This is a genomic window from Pseudogemmobacter faecipullorum (assembly GCF_020539525.1).
GTDB classification, from domain to species: Bacteria; Pseudomonadota; Alphaproteobacteria; order Rhodobacterales; family Rhodobacteraceae; genus Pseudogemmobacter; species Pseudogemmobacter faecipullorum.
The window spans coordinates 17,152-36,671 of sequence record NZ_JACDXX010000001.1 but is presented as its reverse complement, the minus strand read 5'-3'; the positions used below and the strand labels follow the sequence as shown (position 1 = coordinate 36,671).

17 protein-coding genes are annotated in these 19,520 nt (G+C 63.1%); 5 read left to right on the top strand and 12 right to left on the bottom strand.

The annotated features are described in order from the left end of the window. Positions 1-61 precede the first annotated feature (61 nt). A complete protein-coding gene (locus tag H0485_RS00175; protein ID WP_226933295.1) occupies positions 62-1,045 on the top strand; it encodes a lysylphosphatidylglycerol synthase domain-containing protein in 984 nt (327 codons plus the stop codon). Between the two features lie 99 nt (positions 1,046-1,144). Here the strand turns inward: H0485_RS00175 and parE are convergent, their stop codons facing one another. From parE to H0485_RS00160, 3 genes are all read right to left on the bottom strand, one after another. Then, on the bottom strand, positions 1,145-3,115 hold the full coding sequence (parE, locus tag H0485_RS00170) for a DNA topoisomerase IV subunit B (RefSeq protein ID WP_226933294.1): 1,971 nt from the start codon (positions 3,113-3,115) through the stop codon (positions 1,145-1,147). Positions 3,116-3,380: 265 nt separating this feature from the next. Continuing rightward, entirely contained in the window at positions 3,381-4,400 is a 1,020-nt protein-coding gene (locus tag H0485_RS00165) for an LLM class flavin-dependent oxidoreductase (RefSeq protein ID WP_226933293.1), read from the bottom strand. A gap of 142 nt (positions 4,401-4,542) precedes the next feature. After that, a complete protein-coding gene (locus H0485_RS00160) occupies positions 4,543-5,196 on the bottom strand; it encodes a glutathione S-transferase family protein (protein ID WP_226933292.1) in 654 nt (217 codons plus the stop codon). Between the two features lie 584 nt (positions 5,197-5,780). On the opposite strand from H0485_RS00160, the gene H0485_RS00155 reads away from it, so the two are divergent. After that, entirely contained in the window at positions 5,781-7,160 is a 1,380-nt protein-coding gene (locus H0485_RS00155; protein WP_226933291.1) for an MATE family efflux transporter, read from the top strand. Here H0485_RS00155 and H0485_RS00150 read toward each other — a convergent pair. From H0485_RS00150 to H0485_RS00140, 3 genes are all read right to left on the bottom strand, one after another. Then, a complete protein-coding gene (locus H0485_RS00150) occupies positions 7,119-9,206 on the bottom strand; it encodes a capsule polysaccharide biogenesis protein (RefSeq protein WP_226933290.1) in 2,088 nt (695 codons plus the stop codon). The genes H0485_RS00155 and H0485_RS00150 overlap by 42 nt on opposite strands. 11 nt (positions 9,207-9,217) lie before the next feature. After that, positions 9,218-10,357, bottom strand: coding sequence for a polysaccharide biosynthesis/export family protein (locus H0485_RS00145; protein WP_226933289.1), 1,140 nt, complete (start codon positions 10,355-10,357; stop codon positions 9,218-9,220). 90 nt (positions 10,358-10,447) lie between these two features. Then, positions 10,448-11,737 (bottom strand): capsule polysaccharide biogenesis protein, encoded by a 1,290-nt coding sequence (locus H0485_RS00140; RefSeq protein WP_226933288.1) that lies wholly within the window; start codon positions 11,735-11,737, stop codon positions 10,448-10,450. Positions 11,738-11,898: 161 nt separating this feature from the next. On the opposite strand from H0485_RS00140, the gene H0485_RS00135 reads away from it, so the two are divergent. Continuing rightward, positions 11,899-12,501 carry a riboflavin synthase gene (locus tag H0485_RS00135; protein WP_226933287.1) on the top strand — a complete coding sequence of 201 codons (603 nt, stop codon included), beginning with the start codon at positions 11,899-11,901 and terminating at the stop codon, positions 12,499-12,501. Between the two features lie 72 nt (positions 12,502-12,573). Here H0485_RS00135 and H0485_RS00130 read toward each other — a convergent pair whose 3' ends face one another. From H0485_RS00130 to H0485_RS00110, 5 genes are all read right to left on the bottom strand, one after another. Then, entirely contained in the window at positions 12,574-13,083 is a 510-nt protein-coding gene (locus tag H0485_RS00130; RefSeq protein ID WP_226933286.1) for a CarD family transcriptional regulator, read from the bottom strand. 309 nt (positions 13,084-13,392) lie between these two features. Beyond that, positions 13,393-13,731: a ferredoxin FdxA gene (fdxA, locus tag H0485_RS00125; RefSeq protein ID WP_226933285.1), complete on the bottom strand. Its 339-nt coding sequence runs from the start codon at positions 13,729-13,731 to the stop codon at positions 13,393-13,395. A 51-nt stretch (positions 13,732-13,782) separates the two neighbouring features. Then, positions 13,783-14,172 carry an RNA-binding S4 domain-containing protein gene (locus H0485_RS00120; RefSeq protein ID WP_354002427.1) on the bottom strand — a complete coding sequence of 130 codons (390 nt, stop codon included), beginning with the start codon at positions 14,170-14,172 and terminating at the stop codon, positions 13,783-13,785. 3 nt (positions 14,173-14,175) lie between these two features. After that, complete coding sequence (locus H0485_RS00115; protein WP_226933284.1) at positions 14,176-17,166, bottom strand: helicase-related protein; 2,991 nt, start codon at positions 17,164-17,166, stop codon at positions 14,176-14,178. A gap of 14 nt (positions 17,167-17,180) precedes the next feature. Next, on the bottom strand, positions 17,181-17,774 hold the full coding sequence (locus H0485_RS00110; RefSeq protein ID WP_226933283.1) for a tetratricopeptide repeat protein: 594 nt from the start codon (positions 17,772-17,774) through the stop codon (positions 17,181-17,183). Between the two features lie 44 nt (positions 17,775-17,818). Between H0485_RS00110 and H0485_RS00105 the strand changes: the two genes are divergently transcribed. Both H0485_RS00105 and H0485_RS00100 read left to right on the top strand, forming a co-directional pair. Continuing rightward, entirely contained in the window at positions 17,819-18,109 is a 291-nt protein-coding gene (locus H0485_RS00105) for an SCP2 sterol-binding domain-containing protein (protein WP_226933282.1), read from the top strand. Between the two features lie 26 nt (positions 18,110-18,135). Next, positions 18,136-19,092 (top strand): alpha/beta fold hydrolase, encoded by a 957-nt coding sequence (locus H0485_RS00100; RefSeq protein WP_226933281.1) that lies wholly within the window; start codon positions 18,136-18,138, stop codon positions 19,090-19,092. On the opposite strand, the gene H0485_RS00095 is transcribed toward H0485_RS00100, so the two are convergent. Further along, positions 19,089-19,514, bottom strand: a complete 426-nt coding sequence (locus tag H0485_RS00095; protein WP_226933280.1) for an META domain-containing protein — start codon at positions 19,512-19,514, stop codon at positions 19,089-19,091. The genes H0485_RS00100 and H0485_RS00095 overlap by 4 nt on opposite strands. Positions 19,515-19,520: the final 6 nt, after the last annotated feature.

Below are 19,520 nucleotides of genomic sequence, written 5' to 3'. Positions count from 1 at the left end.
TAGTGTAAAAGCCGGTGAGGGGCTCTGTACTCCCGGTGCGGAAAACGACAGGAAGTGACACGTGGCAGGCTTGACCCCAGGCAGCAGCAGCTCAGGCGGCGCGAATTGGAAAAACTTCATCTGGCCGCTGATTGGCCTGCTCGCGATCACGATATCCTGCTGGTTTCTGTATCATGAGCTGAAGGACATGTCCTGGGCGGATCTGAAGGCGGCATTCCGCGCCATCCCGCCGCTCCACTGGCTGATGATTATCGGCTGCACGCTCGCCTGTTATGTCAATCTGGCGCTTTATGACGTGATCGCGCTGCAGCATCTGAGAAAGAAGGTGAATTTTGCCTTCGTCACCGGCTGCGCGCTGACCACCTATTCGCTCGCCCATACCATTGGTGCCTCGGCCTTTTCCGGGGCCGTTATCCGTTATCGCGCCTATACGACCAAAGGGCTGAGCGGGCCCGAGGTGGGGGTGCTGGTTGCCTTCTGCTCGCTGACCTTCGCGCTGGCGGTGATGATCGTGCTGGGCGTGGCTTTTGCGCTCTCTCCCGATCTGGTGGCCCGGATCGGCGATTTCATCCCGGCTGAAATGGCACGCTGGCTGGCCTATGGCACGCTGGCCCTGGTGGCGGCCTATCTGATCTCGGCGGCGCTGAAGCTGCCCGAGCTGAAGATCCGCAATTTCCGCCTGTCCTATCCCTCGCTGCCCATTGCGATCAAACAGGTAACCGTGGCGCCGGTTGAAGTGCTGTTTGCCGCCGGGATCCTGTATTTCGCTCTGCCTGAGGCTGGAAATCCGGGCTATCTGGTGGTGATGGGCGTGTTCGTGGTCGGCTTCTCGCTGGCGCTGCTCAGCCATGCTCCGGGCGGGATCGGTGTGTTTGAACTGGTGGTGATCACCGGCCTGCCGGAATTCCCGCCCGAGACTGTACTTGCCGCCCTGTTGGTCTTCCGCCTGTTCTACCTGATCTTCCCGCTGGTCCTTGGCCTGGTGCTGGTGGCAGGGTTCGAGCATGGCCAGCTGAAAGCAAAGCGCGAGGGGACAGGGGGCTGATCCCGGGGGTGCGGCGCGTCCTGCAGCGCAAGGGGATAAAGGAAAAGGCCGCCCGGGAGGGCGGCCTTTTCCTGTCCGACTGGCAGTGCCTGGTCTTTCTCAGACATCCAGCTCTTCCACGAAACGGGCATTTTCCTGAATGAACTGGAAGCGCAGCTCGGGCTTTTTGCCCATCAGCCGCTCGACCAGATCGCCGGTCGAGCCACCCTCATCCTCGTCGATGGAAACCCGGATCAGCTTGCGGGTCTCGGGGTTCATCGTGGTGTCTTTCAGGTCTTTCGCATCCATCTCGCCCAGGCCCTTAAAGCGCTGAACATCGATCTTGCCTTTGCCACCCAGCCCCTTGGCCAGCCATTTTTCTTTCTCGGCATCATCCGAGACATAGAGGCGTTTTGCCCCCTGGGTCAGCCGGTAAAGCGGCGGGCAGGCCAGATAGAGATGGCCCTTGTCGATCAGCGGCCGCATCTGGGTGAAGAAGAAAGTCATCAGCAGCGAGGCGATATGCGCGCCGTCGACATCGGCGTCGGTCATGATGATGATCTTCTCATAGCGCAGATCATCGACGCGGAATTTCGCCCCCATCTGCACGCCAAGCGCCTCGCAGATATCGCGGATCTCGGAATTGTCGTTCAGCTTGTTCGAGGCCGCGCCGAGCACGTTCAGGATCTTGCCCTTGAGCGGCAGCAGTGCCTGGTTTTTGCGCTCACGCGCGCCTTTGGCCGAGCCCCCCGCCGAGTCCCCCTCGACGATGAACAGTTCCGTGCCGCGCCGGTCGGTCGCGGTGCAATCGGTCAGCTTGCCGGGCAGGCGCAGCTTTTTGGTGGCGGATTTGCGCTGGGTCTCTTTCTCGGCCCGGCGGCGCAGCCGCTCTTCGGCACGCAGAACCAGGAAATCGAGGATCGCACCGGCCGATTTCGGATCGGCGGCCAGCCAGGTGTCGAAATGGTCGCGCACGGCATTCTCGACCCATTTCGCCGCCTCTTCAGTGGCGAGCCGGTCCTTGGTCTGACCGACAAACTGCGGCTCACGCACGAAGACCGAGATCAGCGCGCAGCCGCCGGTCAGCATATCCTCGCGGGTGATCTGATCGGCTTTGCGGTTTTTGACCCGCTCGCCATAGGCTTTGACACCCTTGAGGATCGCGGCCCAGAAGCCGCTCTCATGGGTGCCGCCCTCGGGCGTTGGTACGGTATTGGTATAGGACGAGATGAAACCATCGCGCATCGGCGTCCAGTTGATCGCCCATTCGACCGAGCCGGGCACACCGAATTTCTCTTTAAACGAGACTTTGCCCGCGAAAGGTTTTTCCGAATAGGTGCTGTCTTTCGACAGGATCTCGGACAGATACTGGCCGAGGCCGCCGGGGTAATGGAAGGTCGCTTCCAGCGGCATATCGCCGTCCGGGATCGCCGATTTCCAGCGGATCTCAACCCCCGAATAGAGATAGGCTTTCGAGCGGACCGCCTTCATCAGTCGCGCCGGCTTAAAGCTTTGCTGGCCGAAAATCTCCGGGTCGGGATGGAAGATCACCGTGGTGCCGCGCCGGTTCGGTGCCGGGCCGATTTTCTCGACCGGGCCTTTCGGCTTGCCGCGTGAAAACTCCTGGACGAACAGCTCTTTATTGCGCGCCACCTCGACCCGCATATGGTCGGAGAGCGCATTGACCACCGAAGAGCCAACGCCGTTCAGACCGCCCGAGGTTTCATAGGCATCGCCATTGAACTTACCACCGGCATGGAGCGTGCAGAGGATGACCTCCAGCGCCGATTTGCCGGGGAATTTCGGATGCGGGTCAACCGGGATGCCCCGGCCATTGTCGCGGATCGACAGCGAGCCATCTGCCAGCAGCTCGACCTCGATGCGATTGGCATGGCCGGCGACGGCCTCGTCCATTGAGTTGTCGAGGATTTCGGCCGCCAGATGGTGATAGGCCCGCTCGTCAATGCCGCCGATATACATGCCGGGGCGCATCCGAACTGCTTCAAGCGGCTCGAGCACCTCGATCGAGGAGGCGTCATAAGTCTGGGCGGAGCTTACGGCGAGGAGATCGCCGGAATCGTTGGGGGCCATGCGCTGCTCTTATGATTTCTGGTCTCGCATTAGATCACCGCCAAGGGGAGGGGTGCAAGGGGGGCGCGCCCCGCAAGATCCAGGGCGTGTGGTCGCGGCCGCACAAATGGGGCGCCGCCGCGGTCCGGCCCGTGTCGGGGATACAGCCTGCCCGGGATCGAGACGGAAGGGCAGGCCCATGCGCGCGCGGCCCCGGACCGGCGCGGTTGCAAATATCCCGGCCGGAGGGCGGCCCGCGGCCCCCTGGGGGGGCCGGAGGCAGGCTTCAGCGCCAGCCCAGAGCCGGTGCCACATGTCTGAGAATGCTTTCAATCACATGGGTGTTATAATCCACCCCCAGCGTGTTCGGCACCGTCAGCAGCAGCGTATCGGCCTCGGCGATCGCCTCATCCTTTTTCAGCTCTTCGATCAGCTGATCAGGCTCGGCGGCGTAAGAGCGGCCAAAGACCGCGCGCTGATCGTCGATCACGCCGACCTGATCGCGCTCGGGCCTGCCCTGGCCGAAATACATATGATCCTGCTCATTCATGATGGCAAAGATCGAGCGGCTGACCGAGACACGCGGGCTGCGTTTATGGCCTGCGGCTTTCCAGGCCTCGCGGTATTTGCGGATCTGGGTCGCCTGCTGGATATGCAAGGGCTCGCCGCTTTCATCCCATTTCAGGGTTGAGCTTTGCAGGTTCATCCCCAGTTCGGCCGCCCAGATCGCGGTCTGATCCGAGGCCGCGCCCCACCAGATCCGCTCGCGCAGCGTTTCGGAATGCGGCTCCAGCCGCAACAGGCCGGGCGGGTTCGGGAACATCGGCCGGGGATTGGGCTTTGCGAAACCATCGCCTTCGAGCAGGGTCAGGAAGCGCAGCGCGTGACTTCTCGCCATATCCTGATCAGTATCGCCTGCCTCGGGCGCATAGCCGAAATGGCGCCAGCCATCGACCACCTGCTCGGGGGAGCCGCGCGAAATGCCGAGCTGCAGCCGCCCGCCCGAGATCAGATCGGCGGCTCCTGCATCTTCCACCATGTAATGCGGGTTTTCATAGCGCATATCGATGACGCCGGTGCCGATCTCGATCGATTTCGTCCGCGCGCCAATGGCGGCCAGCAGCGGGAAGGGCGACGAGAGCTGCTGTGCGAAATGATGCACCCGGAAATAGGCGCCATCCGCGCCCAGCTCTTCTGCGGCCACAGCCAGATCAATGGATTGCAGCAACACATCCGCTGCCGAACGCGTGGCCGAACCTCTCTGGCTCGACCAGTGCCCGAAAGACAGAAAACCGATCTTTTTCATAACATACGCCCTTTACCTGTGGCGCCTTCCGTGAAGCGGAAGGCCCGTCTCGCCGCAGAATCTGGGGCGGTGCGGGCGATGGCGCCAGTGGCGGAGGCGCGCAGTGACTGTGCGCAGGTGTGATCCGCTTCGCTCCCGGGCCTCAGGGCGCTTCGGCCAGGCGTTTTTCCCACATGCTCTGGAATCCGGGCCTGGCCTGGCAGCGCGCCAGCCAGGCCAGCACAGCCGGATATTGCGCCAGCAGCTCACTATAGCCCTGGGCGTAACGCAGGCATTCGGCGGTATTGAGATCGGCCACGGTAAAGCGCCCGCCCACCAGCCAGAGGTGAGTGGTGAGGAAATGTTCGAGCCGTTGCAGCGGGCGGCGCAGCTTCTCGGCGCTCAGCGCCATATGGGCGCGGGTTTCGGGCTGATCATTGCTTTCGATGGCCAGCAGAATCTCCAGCGCCGGGGGTTCAACCGAGGTGGCAGCGAACAAAGCCCATTGCTCGCAAAGCGCCTGTTCGGCCGGGGTCTGTGGTCCGAGATCACCGCCATAACGACGGGCAATATGCAGGGTAATGGCCAGCGATTCGGTGAGCAGCAGGCCATCATCCTGCATTGCCGGGATCTGCCCCTGCGGGTTGATCGCCAGAAATTCGGGCGAAGCGGTGTTCAGCACAGCAGCGCTGCCAGGCTGTCCGGCGAGACGGTAGGCCTGGATCACCGGCACGTGGCGAAACGGGGTGCCGGTCTCGGCCAGAAGCCAGAGCGGGCGCGAGGCGCGGGAGCGATAGACGCCGTAAAGGGTCAGCATGAGGGATCTCCGGTTCAGCTTCTGCTTGCCCCCCGGCGCGCTATCTGCCTTTGGGCATTGCGTTTTTAGCGATTTTTCAGCCCAAGGCTATGGCTTTGCCTCAGAGCGGGCAAGAAAGGACCGAAGCTTTTGTACCGCGGCCTGCCACAGGGATTATTCTCGCCTGACCCGGTATAGCACAGCGGTATTATACTCCGCCCGCCGAAAACGGCAGCGCCAGTGCGGGCAGATGAAATAATTCGGGCGGCTCTATTCGTTATTTAAAACTCAAGATTGATTGGCCACACTATAAAAAACTGTTCTTCGGTTGAACAATTTATTTTGGTCGAACTTATTATAAATGCTACCCTTCCTGAGGGGGAGATGAAGCAGCATTTCAGCCCTCAATCTGCCACGGGATCTGGTGGCGAAACTGATAAGCACTGCGCCTATTTCAGCGAGCATTGATACTTATCATTGAGGAATACCACAGGGTGGCTCCATGCTGGGCCACCCTGTTTTCTTTTGCGTCTCTGCTGATATTCCCTGCCCTGGTCTGCAGCGGCCGCTTGTCCGGATGCAAGGCAGCGGCTAGGGATTGGACTATGATACAAAAGCCTCTTTCGGTGCCCGGCCATATCCGGGCGACACTGATCCTTGGCCTGCCACTGGTCGGTGCTGCGGTGGCCCAGGTCGGGCTGCACGTCGTGAATACCGCTATGGTCGGCTGGTATAGCGTGATCGCCCAGAGCGGCCTGGTCATTGCAACCTCCAGCTATTTCATTCTTTTCATGCTGGGCACCGGCTTTGGCCGGGCGGTGATGCCGCTGGCGGCATCGGCAAAGGCGCGCGGCGATGAGACCGAGCTGCGGCGCTCGGCGCGGATGGGGCTCTGGCTGTCGCTTGGCTATGGCATTGTGATCTATCCGGTATTCTGGTTCTCAGAGCCGATCCTGCTGCTCCTGCATCAGCCGCCGGAAGTGGCACGCGAGGCCCAGGCCTATCTGCGTATTGCCGGCCTGAGCCTCGGGCCGGGCCTGTCGGTCCTGGTGCTGCAGGGCTGGCTGGCGGCGCTCGGGCGCACGCAATTCGCATTCTGGCTGACGGTTTCAGCAATTGGCGTGAACAGCGTCATCAACTGGTTCCTGATTTTCGGCAATGGCGGCGCGCCGGTGATGGGCGTGGCCGGGGCCGGGGTTGCGACGCTGTCGGTGCAGCTTTTTTCGCTGCTCTGCCTCGCGCTCTATGCGGCACTGCTGCCCTCGCTGCGCGGCTATCAGCTGTTTCGCCGGTTCTGGCGCGCCGACTGGCCCGCAATGGGCCAGGTCTGGCGCTTGGGCCTGCCGATCGGCCTGACCGGCCTCGCTGAGACCGGACTGTTTGAGGCCAGCGCGATCATGATGGGCTGGCTTGGCGCGGCCCAGCTGGCGGCGCATGGTATTGCGCTTGAGATCACCGCGCTTGCCTTCATGGCGCATGTCGGCCTGTCGAATGCCGCCACGATCCGGGTGGCAAGCTATCAGGGCATGCATGATGCTTTCGGATTGCGTCGTGCGGCGCTGGTCGCGCTGGCGATTTCGGGCAGCGTGGTCTGCGTGGTGATTGCGGTCTTCCTCACCTGGCCCGAGGTTCTGGTGCGTCAGTTCCTTGATCTGAACAAAGCGGATTCGGCCTTTGTGCTCAGCTTTGGCGCGGTGCTGCTGGGCTATGCGGCTTTGTTCCAGCTCGCCGATGCGATGCAGGTGATGGCGCTTGGTCTGTTGCGCGGCATTCAGGATACCAAAGTGCCGATGGTCCTGGCGGCGGTCAGCTACTGGCTGATCGGGGTGCCGGCCAGCTATGTGCTGGCCTTCCCGCTGGGCTGGGGCGGGCCGGGGCTCTGGCTTGGTCTGGTGGTTGGTCTGTTTGCCGCCGGGCTGTCGCTGATGCTGCGCTTCTGGCTGCTAGCGCCAAAGCCTGGCATGGCTGGCAAAGCGGCCCTGTAATCTGGCCAGCAGGCGGTTGAGGCGGCCGGGATGCGGAATGTCTCCCGCCGCCAGCCGCTCCAGCGCCACTTCGGGCGGGCAGGGGCGGCGCGAGACCGGATCCCAGTAGCGCGGATAGGCGATCAGGCTGGCATGGACCAGGTGCAGCAGATCGGGGCGGGGCTGCAGCGAGCCGTCAGCCTGGCGCAGCCGTCGCTCGGGGATGGGGCCGAGATCGCGGGTCAGCCCCCAGCCCGCATAGAAGGGGGCGCCAAAAGTGGTGACGCGCCGCCCGCGCAGCAAAGCCTCAAATCCGGTGAGCGAGGTCAGGGTCCAGACCTCGTCGATCGCATGCAGCGCCCTGGCCATTGGCACGCGGGAGAGCAGGTGATCGGCATATTTTGCGACTTCGGCGGCTGGCAGCGCCCCGAGCCGCAGGCCCGCCTCAACATCGGGATGCGGTTTGTAGAAAATCAGCGCGCCGGGATTGGCGGCGCGGGTTTCGCGCAACAGATCCAGATTGCGGCACAGCCCGGTTGCCCCCTTGCGGATCGAGGCATCATCCTCGACCTGGCCCGGGACCAGAATGCGTGATTTCTGTAAATCCTCCTGGTTGATCTGAGGTAAATCCGCACCGTCGAGGTTGTATTTTGTCAGGTCTGCCTGCAGCAGCCGGTCGAGCAGCCGCTCGGCCCTTTCGCGGCCACCGGGCGGCAGCGGGCTGAGCAGCAGCTGTTCCAGCCGCGAAGGCTGGCTGGGATCATAGTAAATTCCGAGATCATCGCAGACCAGCGACAAGGGCGGAACCAGCTCGGCGCCAAGCCCGCGTGAGCGCAGAAACCCGTCCTCAACCCGCAGCGCCGGAGTGCTGAGTTCCTCCGGCGCTTTGCCTGCCCAGATCAGCAGCGATTTACCGCTTTGCACGGCCTTTGCCCGGGCCCGCTCCGGTGCCTCGATGAAGCGCAAAGGCTTTTCCCGGCCAAAGAAGGCCTGCAGCCGCTGGCGTTTCCACAGCCGCATGCCGCTGGCGATATGGCCTTTGCGGTCCTGGCGGAAGGCGCGCAGCTCGGCTTCGAACTGGTCGAGCACCTCTTCAAAGCTGCAGAGCCGGTCGCGGCAGGGATCGTACCACAGCGGCGCAAGGATCATCGCCGCGGCAAAGAGCTGGGCCCGGGTCAGCCTGCGGTTGCGGCGGGAGGGAGGGGTGCGATCCTCACTCAGCCCCCAGCCTGCGTAAAAGGGCAGGCCCCAGACCCTGGGCCGGTGCCCGGCGAGGATGGCTTCAAATCCGATCTGAGAGGAGACGGTATAGACCGCCAGCGCCCCTTCCATCAGCGCATAGGGCGGCAGGGAGGGGTCGCTGAAAGCAATGCCGGGGCCATTGGCATCGCGCAGATGTTCGGGCCCGTAATGGCCGGGGCGCAGGCCCTGCGCCGTTTCCGGATGGCTGCGGATCAGGATCGGCGCATGGGGCCAGTCCTTGCGCGCGGCCTCCAGCATCTCGTCAAAACTATGCTGATCCGCAGCTGAGGCGCGCAGTGAGGCATCGCCCCGGCTCTGATCCACCACCAGAACATAGCCCGGGGCGGGCAGGGGCAGGCTCAGCGCGTGAAGGTTGTATTTTGACAGTTCCAGCTGGCGTACCCGCTGAATTCCCAGCCTGGCGCGGTTCAGAAGGTGCGAATTGTCCAAGGCATCACCAGAGAGGATCCGCTCAAGCCGCGAGGGGAGAGCGGGGTCGAAATGCAGCCCCTCGCCATCAATCATCAGGCCCAGCGGGGCATCACCCATCCGCCCGGGCCGGATCGAGCGCAAAAACGCATCCTCAATCCGGATCAGCGGTGCGCCGCTTCGTGCCGCCTGTTTCTCGCCGCGCAGCGCCGTGGGCGAGGCGCCCCAGACCAGCACCCCCTCGCCCGGACGCGGGCGGCCAAAGCGCAGATCATGCCCGGCCAGCTGCAATATGCGTTTCAGCCGGCGGTCGCGCAGAAAGCTCAGGTTCAGATGCGAAAGCCGCCGTGGGATCTCCACGGCGGCCTCTGGTTTCGGGTCGCGTTCAATTGCCAAGGCAAGAGGTCTCAGTTGCCGCCAGCCGCTGCATCAAGACTTGCTGCTGCCCCTGCCGAGCCGGTCAGCACCGAAAGCGATTTCTGCCACTGAACATAGGGCGCCTCGGTCACGTAAAGCGTATCGCCATCGCGGACGAGGAAGTCGCGGGCCTCAAACATCCCGGTGGGCGCGGTCAGGTCGAGCACATAGATCATGCGCTGATCGCCGCGCAGATCCTTGCGGCCCAGCACTGCATTGGCAATCGCCTCGGGCTCGTTGCGCAGCACGAAGACGCCGGTCGGGTCTGCGGCCATGGTCTGCAACCCGCCAACGGTGGCCAGCGCCTCAATCGCCGAGAGCGTCTCAGATTCGAAGGGCACGATGCTCTGGGTGCCGGTGGCGCCAAGTGCGGTGAAGCGGCGCTCATCCTCTTCGATCACGATCCGGTCGCCCGGGCGCAGCGCGATATCCATCTTCGGATTGGCCCAGAGATCCTTCAGCCAGATCTTGCCGGTCTGGCCGCCGCGCGTCACCCGCACCAGCGCCGTGGCCGGATCAATCGCCATTGCGCCCGATTGCGCCAGCATGGCCGAAAGCGAGCGGGTTGATTGCTCAATCGGGAAGACGCCGGGCGTGGCGACCGCGCCGGTGATGGTCACGGTCGAGCCGTCACCGGCCACGCGGGCCACCTGGACCTGCGGATCCGGGGTCTGGGCGTCGAGTTTGCGGGTGATGGCGCTGCGCACCGATTCGACCGAATTGCCTGAGGCTTTGATGCGTCCGGCATAGGGGATGAAGATAAAGCCCTGGCCATCGACCTGGACCTCGGTCAGCTGCGAGACACGCTGGCCGGTATTGCCGAGCAGCGGATCGTCGCGGACGTTTTCATAGACGGTGACCGCCAGCACATCGCCGGCGGCGATGGTATCGGCACCGACCAGGCCCGCATTGCGGAATGTATCCGAGAAGCCGAAAGCGGGCATTACCGAGGTGGCGCGGGTCACGCGGGAATTGACGGTGACGATATAGGCATCACCCTCTTTCAGCACCGAACCGGCGTAAATCTCTTTCTTGTTCGGCCCCGAACGCGGCAGGCCGCAACCTGCAACCAGGCTGACAGCGGCAAACAAGGCGAGGGCTCTGGCCCCCCTGTTGGTCTTCAGCTTCAATGCCGGGCTCCTTCGGCGAAATTGCCTCAAGTTTTGCCCGCAACGATAGGGAATGTGGGCACTAATTAAAAGCCTGCGCTGGCGCAGTTTTCAGGTCACCAGTCGCAACTGTTGCCGGGGAGCCGCGTTCCCGCTGACCAGGGCATCATAAGGATCCTGGTCGGAAAGCAGCATATCTACCACCTGTCGTAGCAGTTCACGCCGCGCCCGCGAGGAATAGAAGCCACCGGCAACCTGACTCGTCTCAAGCAGATAATGACGATAATCGCGATAGGCCTTGGTATCGGGGCGCTGACCCTCGGCAAAAAATTGCGCGGCGGGCTGAGAAGAGACAAATTCCGGCTTGGAATAGACCGCGCGGCCAAAAGCGCGCAGCGGTAATCCACGCCAGAGGGCCTGCTGACCGGCGGTGGAATTGACGGTTACCGCCGAGCGGGCATGATTGAGCAGCCCCGCCAGCTTGCCGCCGCGCACGAAATGCACCCGGTCCGCCACCTGATACTGCCTGGCAAGCCGGCGGATGGTGGATTTGACCGCGACCCTGCCGTCTTCCAGCGGATGGGCCTTGAACACCAGGTGGTGATGCGGCGGAGCGCCTTCGGCAAATCCCCGGGTCACCAGTTCAAGAAATTCGCTCATGGTCGCGAAAGGCGAATGATCGCGGAAGCTGGCATCATGCTCGAGCTGGAGAATCGTCAGATGATAGGGGAAGCCGCCAAAGCGGATGCGCCAGCTGGCGAGGCGGCGCTCCAGCGCGTGGAAGGGCAGCAGGCTCAGCCGCTTTAGGTAAAGCAGAAACTCCTGCCGCACGGTCAGGGCGCGATGCGGGCGGAAGTTGCGGTAATCCCAGAACCCGGCCCAGACGAAGAAATGATAGAGCGCGCCCCAGAACATATGCTGGCGCATATCGCCCCAGCGGGCCGGGGCATCGGGCAGATCGGTATCGGTGCGTGACAGAGCCTCGCGCATCGCCCCGACCGAAGTCTGCATCAGCCGGGAATGGCCGTTCGAGCCGCCGCGCTCATAGGTGACCCAATAGGGCCGCAGATAGCCCTCTTCAAAGACATGGATCTGCAATCCGGCTTCACGCGCCAGCCGCACCGCTTTTGCATGGACCGGGCGGGTATCGCCGTAAAGCACCAGATCGGTAATGCCCTTATCGGCGATCAGCCGGTGCAGTTGCGGCTCCCAGTCATCGGCGGTGCCGCGAAAGGCGATATAGCTGCGACTGTCATGCCAGAAGGCACGGTCACCGCGGTTAAAGCCGACCCGCCAGACCGAGGCTCCGGAGCGGGTGAGCATCTTTCCCAGTCGCGAGAAAAACGGGCCATGCGGTCCCTGCAGCAGCAGAAAGCTTTTCCCGTGACCTGAAAGCGGCATTCCGGCATTTCCTCCTGCGCGCGGCGCGCGGCTGGCTTCTGACCTCTGCAGTTTTGCACCTGGCTCTGGGCGGAATTGCGGCGGTGACGGGGCTTGCTTCGGCCGGACAGAGCGGGGATAGATCAAAGCGCAAGATTTGGGAATGACGGAGAGGGCCTGCCATGTTCACCGGAATCGTGACCGATATCGGCGAAATTCTTGAGCTTGAGCAGCGCGGCGATCTGCGCGCCCGCATCGCCAGCTCTTACCCGGCTGCCGGAATTGATATCGGCGCCTCAATCGCCTGCGAAGGCGTCTGCCTGACCGTGGTTGAAAAGGGGCCGGGCGCTGCCGGGCGCGACTGGTTCGATGTTGAGATCAGCGCTGAAAGCGTCTCGATCACCAATCTGGCAAGCTGGAAGGCCGGCAAAAAGCTGAACCTCGAGCGCGCGCTGAAGGTTGGCGACGAGCTGGGCGGCCATATCGTCTCGGGCCATGTGGACGGCGTGGCTGAGGTGGTGGCGATGACGCCCGAGGGCGACAGCCTGCGCGTGACCTTCCGGGCGCCTGAGGCGCTGGCGAAATTCATCGCGCAGAAGGGCTCGGTGGCGCTGAACGGCACCTCGCTGACGGTGAATGAAGTTTCGGGGTGCGATTTTGGGGTTAATTTTATCCCGCATACCCAGAAGGTGACCACCTGGGGCGGGGTCGCGCTTGGCGATAAGATCAATCTCGAGGTCGATACTATGGCGCGCTATGTCGCCCGCCTGCGCGAATGGGACTGAACTCCGGCTCAGGGTATAAAAAACGGCGGTCCCGCAGTGGGCCGCCGTTTTTCTTTGCGGTCAGGCGAGGGATCAGGCCGCGCGCGACAGCAGAACCTCACCGACTTTTTTCTGTGCGCCTGCCTCATCGCCGCCCGAAACGGCAGCAACTTCGCGGGTCAGACGCTCAAGCGCCGCTTCATAGAGCTGACGCTCAGAATAGCTCTGCTCGCGCTGGTCATCGGCGCGGTGCAGGTCGCGGACCACTTCGGCAATCGCCATCAGATCGCCGGAATTGATCTTCTGCTCATATTCCTGAGCGCGGCGTGACCACATGGCGCGCTTGACCCGGGCCTTGCCCTTCAGGGTTTCGAGCGCCTTGACGATCACATCCGGGGCCGAAAGGGCACGCATGCCGATTTCGGTGGCCTTATGGGTCGGAACCCGCAGGGTCATCTTGTCCTTTTCAAAGGTGATGACGAAAAGCTCCAGTTTGAACCCGGCAATTTCCTGCTCTTCGATCGAGATGATCTTGCCGACACCATGGGCAGGATAGACAACGAACTCATTCGGGCGGAAATCGGGCTTCTTCGACTTGGTCATACGGGCCTTCCTCGGTCAAACCCCTGTATTTCCTGACAAACGTCACCCACCACAGGCAGGGCCTGTAGCCTTCGGGATGTCGATGTCACAAAAATAGCTGTCTCAGGCGAGCAGTCCTGAGGCAGTTTCAGGCGTTTATGCTGGTTTCTGGCCTGAGTATAACACAGAATCACCCCGATTCCAACCGCCGCAAGGGATAGCGGTCATGCCGCGCCTGCAATGCGTCGCCGGTTTTTTGTTGCACAAAAGGGTCTTGGCCTTTGTGCATTTGCGGCACCATTCGGTGCCGCCTGAAAAGCCCGCTGCGGCTCAGCTGCCGGCGCCAGGCTCTTCCGAAAAATACTTTGCCAGCTTGCCGGTTTCGCCGTCACGCTCGGCCGCCTCGGGCAGGGCGTCGCGCTTTTCGGTGATCACGGGCCAGATCTCGGCATATTTGCGGTTGAAGGCCACCCATTCCTCCATATCCGGCTCGGTATCCGGGCGGATGGCATCGGCGGGGCATTCCGGCTCGCAGACACCGCAGTCGATGCATTCATCGGGATGGATGACGAGCGTGTTCACGCCTTCATAGAAGCAGTCGACCGGGCAAACCTCGACGCAGTCGGTATATTTACAGGCGATGCAATTGTCTGTGACGATATAGGTCATGGATGTGCCCGGAAAACGCTGTCTGGGGCTGAGTTAAGCCAGTGGGCCTGATCATTCAAGCGCATCAGGGGGCATGGCCGGGCTATCAAGGTCAATAAAGAGTGTCTGTGCCTCGGATGCAGGCCCGCGGCGAACACCTGTTCCGACAATGCGGATCAGCCGGATATTTCTTCCCTGGGGAAAGGTCAGCACATCGCCCGGGCCAACCTCACGCGAGGGTTTTGAGACCGGGGTGCTGTTGAGCCGGACATGGCCTTCGCCGACCACAGCGGCGGCGAGGGTGCGGGTTTTAAAGAATCGCGCCTGCCAGAGCCATTTGTCGATGCGGATCTTTGCTGCCGGGGTGGGGGCCGCAGAAACAACGGCGGCGGCAGAGGCTCCGGGCAGGGGGGTTGTCTCCCCCCGCCCGGCACCATTCCTGCCGCCGCCGGTCTTAGCCAAGGATCAGACCTTGCCCTTCAGTGCCATCAGTGCGGCGAAGGGATTGTCCGGATCAATCGGACGGTCTTTTTTCGGCGGCCGCGCTTCGAAATTCTTCGCGCCCTCATTGCGGCGGTCATCGCGGCGCGGGCCTTTGCCCTTGCCCTCGGGTTTGCCACCCTCGCCACGCGGCGGACGGTTGCCAAACTCCTTGCGAGCTTCGCCACCCTCTTTGCGCGGGCCACGCTCGCCCTGCGGACGATCGCCGCGCGGTGCGCGTTCGCCCTGCGGACGCTCGCCCTGGGGGCGATCGCCGCGACGGGCCGCGCCTTCGGGGCGCGGGCCACGCTCGGGGCGCTGGAAGCGGGGCTTCGGCGCCCAGGTGAAGGTGTAGAACACTTCCATCTCCGGCGCAGCCTCGCCTTCGGCGGCGGCAGCATCAGCGCCTTCGGGGGCGGCTTCAGCCTCGGCTGCGGCCGGGGCCTCATCGGCTTCCGGGGCCGGAGCCAGCAGCGATACGCCTTCCGGCACCGGCTGGCCAGCAGCTGCAGCCGCTTCGAGCGCGGCTGCGACTTCGGCTTCTGAGACCACCGGCGCGGCACTTGCCTTCAGCTTGGCGCGTTCCGATTTTTCAGCCTTATAGCCCAGGCCGCCCATCAGATCGGCGAATTGCTCAAGGGTCATGCCGGTGATCGACAGCATATCCGGCGTGGCTTCAAAGCCGGCCCGGCTGTCTTTCTGGCGCAGGATATCGGCCAGACGTTCCAGCATATCGATACGGATCGCGCGCACGCCCGCCGGGCGATAGCCCGAAAGCGCGTAATGCTCTTTCGGCACCTCAGCGATATTGGGAATGGTCACGAGGCCCGGGGGCGGGCTTTCCGGGAATTCCGACAGACCTGCCCAGAGCGACCACAGAACCAGACGCAGCCGGGTCGGTGCGGGCTTCAGCAGCGCCGGCAGGAACACGGTATACTGACCAAAGCGCACGCCATGCTTGCGCAGAGCGCCACGGGCTTCCTGGTCGAGTTCCTTGACCTCATTGGCGATCTGCTCACGCGGGATCACACCCAGGGCTTCGCTCAGGCGGAAGGCAAAACCGCGTGCCAGACCGGTGAGGGTCTCATCGCGGCTCATCGCCAGCAGCGGCTCATAAAGCGCTGCCACTTTGCGGTCGATGAAATGCTGCAGACGACGGCGGACCTTTTCGGTCACCTCATCGCCAGCTTCCTCATCGACGAAAGCCTCAACCGAGGGTTTCAGCGGATCGGCACCCTTGACGAGTTTGCCCACCGCAGAATTGCCCCACATGAGGCCACCCTGCTCGGTGAAATCCATCTCGGTATCGGGTGCATTATAGAACCGATCCGCACGAAGGCTGAACTCCGGCTTCAGCGCGGCAATCGCCGCCTGACGCAGGGTCTTGCCCTCATCCGTTGAGGCGCTTGCATCCTGCTGGAAGCGGAATCCCTCAAGACGGCCGGTGAATTCACCCTCAACCGTCACTTCGCCTTTGTCGTTCACCTCGGCCACGAGGTCCTCCTTCTGCTTCAACCGGCGAAGCAACACAGAGGTTCGCCGGTCGACAAATCGTTGCGTCAGGCGCTGGTGCAGCGCATCGGACAGGCGGTCTTCTACCGCGCGGGTCTCATTCCGCCAATGGGATTCGTCATTAACCCAGTTTTTGCGCTGTGTGATGTAGGTCCATGTGCGGATAAACGCCAGGCGGCGCGAAATCTGGTCAATATCGCCATCGGTGCGGTCGATAGCGGCCACCGATTTCGCCAGCCAGTCGGTGGGAATCCGTCCGCCGCCGAGGCCGCGCCCAACCAGATGGTTAAAGATTCGCGCCAGAAGCGTGGCATGATCGGTTTCAGAGATGCCGCGAAAATCGGGAATGCGGCAGACATCCCAGAGCAGCCCCACCCGTTTGGGGCTGGTCAGCCTGTCCTGAATCTCGGGCATGGCGGCCAGCGCTTTCAGAGCAAGCGCATCATCGGCATCGCGGGCGCGCGACAGCCATTCATTATAGGTCGGCCGCTCGAGCGAGCGGATCAGGGCCTGGGCCGAGGCGAAATCCAGCTGATCATTGCGCCACATCAGCTTTTTCACCGGCGCAAATTTATGCGCCTCGATCTGGTCGATCAGCTCAGAGGAAAACGGCTTTGCCTCGCCGGTCACACCGAAAGTGCCGTTTTCGGTATGGCGCCCGGCCCGGCCGGCAATCTGGCCGATCTCCTGGGGGTTGAGATCGCGCATCCGGCGGCCGTCGAATTTGCGGGTGGCCGAAAACGCCACATGCCTGATGTCGAGGTTGAGCCCCATGCCGATGGCATCGGTGGCGACCAGATAATCGACATCGCCATTCTGATAGAGCTCGACCTGGGCATTGCGGGTCCGGGGCGAAAGCGCGCCCATCACCACAGCGCAGCCGCCCTTCTGGCGGCGGATCAGCTCGGCGATTGCATAGACGTTTTCCACCGAGAAACCGACGATGGCGCTGCGTGGCGGCATACGGCTGATCTTTTTCGATCCCGACCAGCTGAGCGTCGAGAAGCGTTCGCGCTTCACATAGGAATGGTTTGAGACCAGCCCGGCAATCGCGCCGCGCATCGTATCCGCGCCCAGAAACAGCGTCTCGGAGAGGCCGCGCGCATGCAGCAGCCGGTTGGTGAAAACATGGCCGCGGTCCGGATCAGCGGCGAGCTGGATCTCATCGATACAGACAAAATCCGCGCCGATCTCCAGCGGCATCGCCTCGGTGGTGCAGACCCAGTACTGGGCGCGCTCGGGCACGATCCGCTCCTCGCCGGTGACCAGCGCCACCCGCGAGGGGCCGATTTTTTCGACCACCCGGTCATAGACCTCGCGCGCGAGCAGGCGCAAAGGCAGGCCGATCACCCCGGTCCGGTGCGTCAGCATCCGCTCAATCGCGTAATGGGTTTTGCCGGTATTGGTCGGGCCGAGCAGCGCCGTTACCCGGCCGCGCTCGGCCCTGTCACGCGTGGTCATCATCTTTTCTTCCGGGGTCAGAGAGCCTGGCCTTCCAGGGACTGGGTCAGCCTGGCAATCGCCGCATTCACCTCGGCAATATGGGGGTGTATTTCGGCGGCCCGGCGAAAGGCGGCAAGGGCCCGCTCAGGCTGATCAGTTTCCTCAAGCACCGCACCGAGCAAAGACCAGGCGACGAAATGGCGTGGCTCTTCTTCCAGTACAATGGCGAGATCGGCAATGGCAGGGCCGGTCTCACCGGCGCCAAACAGCGCGAGGGCACGATGTGCCCGGGCCTCGGTGAAACCGGGGGCGTGATCCAGCGCCGCTGTCAGATGCTCTGTCGCGGCAACCGGATTGCCGGCCGCCAGAGCTTCGGTGCCACGGCGCAGCAGAAGATCAAGGCTGGCTGAGCCTGACTTGCCTGATTCGAGGATAATCTCAGCCTCGATCCGTCCCGCCGCCCCGGCATCAGCCGATTTCAGGCGGGTATAGAGATCGTCAAGTTTTGCGGCATCCTGTGCAGACAGGGCCGAAGCGCCAAACAGCGCCAGGCACAGCGGCAGAAGTGCCGCAACGATATGATTGTGAAACCCGGGCCGCGCTTTCATATAGCTATGGTAGCGGATCAATGGCGAAAAGCCAGCACCCGCGGGTAACGAAAGGGAGACATGCGATGAGCCAGATCATCGAAAAGGCGGTCGAAAAGCTGAATGAGAAGGTCGGCACCCGCTTTGACGCGGTCGCAAAATTCGTGATCACGGATGAAGGCGCGATCATGCTCGACGCAAGCGGGGCCCGCGCCGGGGATGAGGAAGCCGATGTGACCATGACCGCCAGCGCTGATACTTTCATTGGCCTGCTCACCGGTGATGTGAACCCGACCATGGCCTTTATGACCGGCAAGCTTAAAGTCGACGGCTCGATGGGTCTGGCGATGAAGCTCGGCTCGGTCCTGTCCTCCTGAACCTGAACGGCGCTGCAGACCGGTTTATGGCTGAAACGGCCCCTTTGTTTGAAACGCTTGCCGACGGCCCCTCCGGGGGCCGCGCTTTTTGGCTGATCGCCGCTGACGATGTGCGGATCCGCATTGGCCTCTGGCCGGGTGGGGACAAAGGCACGGTGATTTTCCTGCCGGGGCGCACGGAATATATTGAGAAATATGGCCGGGCCGCGCGGGCGCTGCGGGAACGGGGCTGGTCGGTGATCAGCCTTGACTGGCGTGGTCAGGGCCTGTCGGGACGCTTTCTGCCCGACCCGATGCTGGGCCATGTGCAGCAGTTCAGCGATTATCAGCGCGACCTCGATGCGCTGATGGCTTTTCTGGCGGCAGAGGGGGCGGCCCAGGGCCTGAACGGGCCGCTGATGCTGATGTCGCATTCCATGGGCGGGCTGATCGGCCTGCAGGCGCTGAACCGGGGGCTGCCGTTCCGGGCAGCGGTGTTTTCGGCCCCGATGTGGGGGGTGCGCATCCCGCTCTGGCGGTTGCCGCTGGCAGGGGTGATGCGCCGCCTGCCGATGGCTTTGCCGCAGGATCTGCACTATGCGCCCACCGCTTCGGGTAAAAGCTATGTGCTGAAATCCGGCTTTGCCGCCAATCATCTGACCGGCTGTGCTGAAACCTATGCCTGGCTGCAGAGCCAATTGCAGGCCGAGCCGCAGCTGCAGCTCGGCGGGCCTTCGCTTGGCTGGCTGCGCAGCGCTTTGCGCAGCTGTGCGGCGGCGCTGCAGGGGCCGCCGCCGCAGCTGCCCGCGGTGATCGCGCTTGGCAGTGAGGAGCGTATCATCCGCGCCGCCCCGATCCGGCGACGGATCATCGGCTGGCAGAATTGTCGTCTCGACCTCTATGAGGGGGCGCGTCACGAGGTTCCGATGGAACGCGCCCCGCATCGTGAGCGCTTTTTTGACAGCGCCGATCAGCTGTTCAGCGCCAGCGCAGGCCTGGATTAATCTGCCGGGGAGGGGGCCGGGGCAGCGGCGGGGAGGGGGAGGAAGACCAGCTCCGGCCCTGTCCCGGCGCGCATCACCAGCCTGCCGTCCTTGGATTGTGCCTGACGCACAGCCGTCAGCGCGGCCAGGAAATCCTGTTCCGCCGCCAGCTCAGGGCAGGCCATGCGGGTGACTGCAGGCTGGCCAAAGCTCAGCGCAGGCCAAGCGGCGCCGTTCTGGCCAGAATAGCGGTTGCAGGGTGCCCAACCGGAATAACGGCCATCTTCCTCAATGAAAAATGTGGCGCGGTACGCAACTTCTGCGCCATCGAGGCTGAACAGCTGCCATTCGCCAGGCGGCAGTTCTGAGGGGGTAATCGCCATAACAGTCCCGGCGCTGAGCGGGGTCATGGCGAGGGTAAGGGCAAAAATCCGGGGTCGCATCAGGGT

Bases quoted from the DNA above. Each gene is read 5' to 3' on its own strand.
- parE (WP_226933294.1), bottom strand. From the start codon at position 3,115: ATGGCCCCCAACGATTCCGGCGATCTCCTCGCCGTAAGCTCCGCCCAG.
- H0485_RS00165 (WP_226933293.1), bottom strand. From the start codon at position 4,400: ATGAAAAAGATCGGTTTTCTGTCTTTCGGGCACTGGTCGAGCCAGAGA.
- H0485_RS00160 (WP_226933292.1), bottom strand. From the start codon at position 5,196: ATGCTGACCCTTTACGGCGTCTATCGCTCCCGCGCCTCGCGCCCGCTC.
- H0485_RS00155 (WP_226933291.1), top strand. From the start codon at position 5,781: ATGATACAAAAGCCTCTTTCGGTGCCCGGCCATATCCGGGCGACACTG.
- H0485_RS00140 (WP_226933288.1), bottom strand. From the start codon at position 11,737: ATGCCGCTTTCAGGTCACGGGAAAAGCTTTCTGCTGCTGCAGGGACCG.
- H0485_RS00135 (WP_226933287.1), top strand. From the start codon at position 11,899: ATGTTCACCGGAATCGTGACCGATATCGGCGAAATTCTTGAGCTTGAG.
- H0485_RS00130 (WP_226933286.1), bottom strand. From the start codon at position 13,083: ATGACCAAGTCGAAGAAGCCCGATTTCCGCCCGAATGAGTTCGTTGTC.
- fdxA (WP_226933285.1), bottom strand. From the start codon at position 13,731: ATGACCTATATCGTCACAGACAATTGCATCGCCTGTAAATATACCGAC.
- H0485_RS00115 (WP_226933284.1), bottom strand. From the start codon at position 17,166: ATGATGACCACGCGTGACAGGGCCGAGCGCGGCCGGGTAACGGCGCTG.
- H0485_RS00105 (WP_226933282.1), top strand. From the start codon at position 17,819: ATGAGCCAGATCATCGAAAAGGCGGTCGAAAAGCTGAATGAGAAGGTC.
- H0485_RS00100 (WP_226933281.1), top strand. From the start codon at position 18,136: ATGGCTGAAACGGCCCCTTTGTTTGAAACGCTTGCCGACGGCCCCTCC.
- H0485_RS00095 (WP_226933280.1), bottom strand. From the start codon at position 19,514: ATGCGACCCCGGATTTTTGCCCTTACCCTCGCCATGACCCCGCTCAGC.